The organism is Desulfosporosinus sp. I2, from assembly GCF_000960765.1.
Lineage (GTDB): Bacteria > Bacillota > Desulfitobacteriia > Desulfitobacteriales > Desulfitobacteriaceae > Desulfosporosinus.
On the sequence record NZ_JYNH01000219.1, the window covers coordinates 1 to 5,154 of the forward strand.

7 protein-coding genes are annotated in these 5,154 nt (G+C 42.3%); 6 read left to right on the forward strand and 1 reads right to left on the reverse strand.

Features of this window, described 5'->3' with window-relative positions; genetic code table 11:
* Window positions 1-250: DUF2089 family protein (locus UF75_RS24660; protein WP_045577166.1), on the reverse strand; the 250-nt coding region annotated here is incomplete at its 3' end.
* A 183-nt stretch (window positions 251-433) separates the two neighbouring features.
* Here UF75_RS24660 and UF75_RS30570 point away from each other — a divergent pair.
* The 6 genes from UF75_RS30570 to UF75_RS24675 all read left to right on the forward strand — a co-directional run bounded on the left by UF75_RS30570 (window position 434) and on the right by UF75_RS24675 (window position 4,966).
* A complete protein-coding gene (locus UF75_RS30570) occupies window positions 434-529 on the forward strand; it encodes a hypothetical protein (RefSeq protein WP_348983102.1) in 96 nt (31 codons plus the stop codon).
* Window positions 495-662 carry a hypothetical protein gene (locus UF75_RS31195; protein ID WP_348983101.1) on the forward strand — a complete coding sequence of 56 codons (168 nt, stop codon included), beginning with the start codon at window positions 495-497 and terminating at the stop codon, window positions 660-662. Before UF75_RS30570 ends, UF75_RS31195 begins: the two co-directional genes overlap by 35 nt.
* 169 nt (window positions 663-831) lie before the next feature.
* Complete coding sequence (locus UF75_RS30575; protein ID WP_045577167.1) at window positions 832-1,125, forward strand: M56 family metallopeptidase; 294 nt, start codon at window positions 832-834, stop codon at window positions 1,123-1,125.
* Window positions 1,119-1,958: a hypothetical protein gene (locus tag UF75_RS26645; RefSeq protein ID WP_052693632.1), complete on the forward strand. Its 840-nt coding sequence runs from the start codon at window positions 1,119-1,121 to the stop codon at window positions 1,956-1,958. Before UF75_RS30575 ends, UF75_RS26645 begins: the two co-directional genes overlap by 7 nt.
* The gene (locus UF75_RS24670) at window positions 1,901-4,234 is read left to right on the forward strand and encodes an AAA domain-containing protein (RefSeq protein WP_052693636.1); all 2,334 of its coding nucleotides are present in this window, start codon (window positions 1,901-1,903) and stop codon (window positions 4,232-4,234) included. The genes UF75_RS26645 and UF75_RS24670 overlap by 58 nt, the downstream gene beginning before the upstream one ends.
* Window positions 4,235-4,363: 129 nt before the next feature.
* The gene (locus tag UF75_RS24675) at window positions 4,364-4,966 is read left to right on the forward strand and encodes a hypothetical protein (RefSeq protein WP_045577168.1); all 603 of its coding nucleotides are present in this window, start codon (window positions 4,364-4,366) and stop codon (window positions 4,964-4,966) included.
* Window positions 4,967-5,154: the final 188 nt, after the last annotated feature.

The following is a 5,154-nucleotide window of genomic DNA, read 5'->3' on the forward strand; positions in this document are numbered from 1 at the left end:
TATCAAAATCAATTTTATCATTTACTGCAAATCGTTTTATTAGGGAAATATACGGCTCATTTATAGTATCTTCGCTAATCTGTATCTTTTGGATTAAACGGTCTAAACGGAGTCTTACTGTTGGATATGTAACCCCATAAACAGTAGCAACTTCTTTTAATGAACCAGAAGCAATTAGAAACTTTTTTATAAATCCAACATCTTCATCATCTAAGTTCGCAAACCAATCAGGCATTACGTCTATAGTCATAAATCAAGCCACCTTTAATAAAAATACCATTGTCTTTAATATTATATTTAATTATATTAATAATAACATTTAATATTGCTAAAATCAAGCCTGTAATTGGACTCCATGCAGATGCTACCTTCCACGAATATAATCCACACTATGTAAATTAGCTCGAAAACCCATTTCCTCGTTTTCAGGCATATTGATACAACAACACCGCAAGGCAGATTTGTATTAACGTTATTTGGTGCACTTGCTGAACTTGAAAGAGAAAAATACCATTCAGCGCCAACGTGAAGGCATTGCAGCTGCACGTTTAAAAGGCAAAAAATTGGTAGACTACGACTCGAAACACCCAAAGACTGGGAAAATATTATTACCTTATAGAAAAATGGTGATATTACTGCCGTTGACAGCGGGATACCCATAGTGGACAATGCCGTGAGCCATGTTCTCCCCACTATACCGCCAGTAGCAAGTGTGAATCCATTGCAGATATGCCTAACAGTCTTTCGTATCTGTGGCTTGTTGGCATCGCGTTATGCTGATTTACAGTATAATTTCTATATATACTGCTGAAACGGCGGCTGAATGGTGCGATGCTCATTGATGGTAACATCTATGAAGCCGATAACCTCAAAACGCCATTTGTTCTCGGATTATTCAGACCGATAATCTACATCCCCAAAGGGTTATCTGAGGAAGATAAACGTTATATTGTTCTACACGAGCGGATGTATATCTGGCGCTGCGATCATATTGTGAAGTATTTCGCCTACTTTATCCTCTGCCTGCACTGGTACAATCCATTAGTCTGGGTGGCCTTTCTGCTGATGGTTACGGATATGGAGATGTCTTGCGACGAACGGGTATTGAAAGAAAGAATGTGTTAAACTCTAAAAAACCAGCAGCATGGACTATCATCGATGCATTCGTATTTGTCGTAGTCTTAAGCGTGGGATTTGCTACAAATCGTGCTGATGACACAAAACAGGATTTGTCGATGCTCAATATCGAAAATCTTGCAAAGATTTCCTATCAAATGGATAAATTGCTTGTTTCCCGGTCTCCGGAAAATAACAAAAGCTTTAGTATTTCAGCCCGAGCGGTAGCGGAATATCTAGACAGAGTTAAATGGACTGAAAAGAAAATGGACTCATCGCTTGAACTTTCAGCTGATCTACAAATAGAGTGGAATGAGGATCAGGAACTGCAATTTTATGAAGCGGAACCGCTTCTTGCGATGGTTCGTATGAATGAACAGAGAAGAAATTATACAATAGGCGAAGACGACTATGTAAGAATGCTCTCTCTTATCGGTACAGCATCCGGTCCTCAGAGCAATACATCACAAAACAGCGAGAGTGATCAAGGACTCTCACCAAATGTTTCACAGCAGGAGGTACTGGAACCGACTGCGCCGGAATGGTCTCCGGAGCAGAGCATTGATACCGTTGGTATACCGGAATTGGATTATGCTTCGGATGATATTGTGATTTTTCATGGCTATTTCGGGTTGTTCGTATATGACCTTGATTCACAGCAGATTATTCGCAGCCTGGATTTAAAACCGCTTGACTGTGCGCGATACAGGGTGATAATTACTGCGAGGTTGCAGTCAGCACGGATGGAAATACAGTGCAGCTCCACCGCCTGGGCAGTGAGAACATGTACGTCTATACCGTTTCAGATAATACCCTGCGGGAAACAACATATGAGCGTATAAATATTGTTCGGCTTAATACCAAAGTAGAATATATTATTCCCATGTTCAAAAAGCGCTTTTACCGCCTGTGGCTAGATGCAATTCTACCGAAGTATCCCGCTGTACTTAATTTTCGACGTCGTGTTCAGGAAAGAACGATTGATGAATTTGTCTATCTTGACAAGCTCCAGTTTGATATTGCCAAAGCAAGAATCAAAAAAAAGCTTATTGATGCACTGCCATCATTTTCTAGGGTGACATCAGGAGTAGATGAACTTAATATTCTCAAAAGAGAGTTGGGCAAACAGCGCCGCATAATGCCTATCCGAAAACTATTCCGGGCAATTCCCAACTTGCTTTTGACTCTCAAACCTTGTTTAATGATGTCCCCGCTGTCTGTAAGTTTGTTCCTGGAAGCGGAAAGCTATAATTTTGACACCATCATCTTTGACGAGGCTTCACAGGTCTGTACTGAGAATGCTATCGGTGCTATCTCAAGGGGGAAGCAGGTTATTATCGCGGGAGACAGCAAACAGCTCCCGCCCACGAATTTCTTCAATGCATCCACGTCCGATACCGAATTTGATAACGATGATTCCGATGACGAGTACGATGACACCAATGCTTACGAGTCCATTTTGGATGAGGCTGGATTACTTACAGAGCGCACATTGCTTTGGCATTACCGTAGTAGACACGAGCATTTGATTGCCTTCTCAAATGCAAAAATCTACAAAAATAATCTTATTACTTTCCCGGCTAATGCTGATAAACTCCCTGACAATGGTGTGGAATATGTCTATGTCGCTGAGGGATTTTACGATCGTGGTGGCAAAAAGGGTAATGTTATTGAGGCTAAGCGTGTTGCAGAGCTTGTTTTTGAGCATTTTAAGAGGTTTCCTAATCGTACACTCGGTGTCATTACATTTGGAGAAGTGCAGCAACAGGCGATAGATACCGTTCTTCGGCAGATGAGAAAGGAAAATCAGCGTCTTGAGACGTTCTTTAATGAAGACAATGAAGAAGCCTTTTTTGTGAAGAACTTGGAAAATGTGCAAGGTGATGAACGCGACACCATTATTTTTGGCATCGGTTATGCCAAGGATGCTTCCGGTAAGTTCGTCATGAATTTCGGACCGCTGAGCAAAGTTGGTGGAGAGCGACGTCTGAATGTTGCTATCACCCGCGCAAAGCACAATGTGAAACTGGTAGGTTCAATTCTGCCCACAGACATCGATACCGAGCGCATCAGTGCTGAGGGACCTAAACTGTTGCGGTCTTATATAGACTTTGCCATAAACGGCCCCTCCGTCATCCTAGGAGAAACAACAGAGAGTGATATTGCCGAACATGATTCACCCTTTGAGGTAGCGGTTTATAACTTCCTCGACAGGAAAGGATACAATCTCGGCACCCAGGTCGGTTGTTCAGGCTATCGCATCGATATGGCGGTGAAACACCCGTCTAAATACGGGCGGTATGTAATCGGTATTGAATGCGATGGTGCGGCGTATCACTCTGCTAGAACAGCTCGCGAGCGTGACCGTCTTCGTCAGGCTGTGCTGGAAGATATGGGATGGAAAATCTACCGCATTTGGTCAACCGATTGGATCAAGGACCCCATCACAGAGGGTCAGAAACTCCTTGAAGCTGTTGAAAATGCAATCAGCGAATATGTAGAAAATACGGATGACTATTTCCAGGTTACCCCGCCAATAGTTGAAGATAATGTTTTTTTAAGAATTGACAAAGATTCCAACCCGGAAGATAACATCAATCCCTACGCCTTTGAGTATCAGGGGGATACAAACTTTGGTGACCTGCCCCACGATTCTTACGGCTATTTGAATATAGGTGACTGTATCAATGCAGCTGTGAAGAATGAATATCCACTTCATTATGAGTTGCTTTGCAAAAAAGTCGCTCCGCTTTTTGGTAACGAAAAAGCTACTGTAAAAATCCGCAGAGAGGTTGATTATGCTCTGAGTTCATTGCGGGAGGTAATCAGAAAAGGTGACTTCTTATATCCTGCTGGATATACAAAGGTTATTCCGAAAGCTGCTGGCAACACAAGGCCGATTATTTATATCAGCCAAGACGAGATTGCCGAAGCTATGTTGGTGATTGTGTCAAACAGTTACGGTATCATGAGGGATAGTTTATTCCAAGCCACAGCGCGGGAATATAGATTTGCCCGCTCCGGAGAGCGAATTCAAACATCTCTACAACAGGCCTATGAGCTACTACTCAAAAGTGGTCGGGTCAAGGAGTTGGATGGGAAAGTAGTAATGCCGTGAAATACACATCACCATCGAAAATATTGGGGGATTGGAAATTGGACGTTTTACATACACCTATATTCCCATTATCAATATTCTTAGCACATAAAAACTAAACTAATTCCATTTCCAAGTTAGAGATGTAGCATGTCAGAAATCGTCTATGGCCTATACGAGCAAATCATTAACGGAATCATCAACGAAAACCTGAATAAAGTGGATCATCAACTTGTCATTAAAAATACTCAGCCCCTGGATTCGGCCGAGTCTTCTAAGATTCTGGCAGATTACCTAACTAAAATTCTACGCGAAGTTTTCGATTATATCGAAGATGGGGTCGCTGTCGTCAGAGTCCGTGTAAATTTATGTAATGGTATTTTGCAGTACATTGCCGAGTGTATTCAAAAAGGAAGCTTTAGCTTTAAAAAGGATAAAGAGACCTTAAAACGAGTTGAGAGTTTCCTAATAAGTCAGGATGCACAGATGTTATTGTCCCTTGTGGACAAGAAAGCAAGCAGACCAAAAGCTTTAGCCGCCTCTGAAAAGCCCGTGAGACCAGACTTCTATCTCAGAGAACTCCCTCTTGCGATAAGGAAACTCTACTGCAGCATCATTATAGTAAGGATTGTATCAGAAAGAAAAAGGAATACATGGTCAAACAGAGCAATTATGTGCTTGTGGTATGGAACGGCAAATCCGGCGGCTCGGGGAAACTCCTTTCTATTGCTCGCGCCTTGGGAAAGATTGTGATTCTGATTGACTCCAATACCTGTGAAGTGCGACTGATTTGAAAAAAACTAGCGACACTCCCGATGGAACCCTATTAGCCCATAGCTAGGGTGTTATGAATGACGAACCGACAGTCATCAGGGATGTTATACATCCCTGGAAATTTCCAGGAGAGGGAGGCTGATTCTAGACTCTTCGGAGGGGGACTC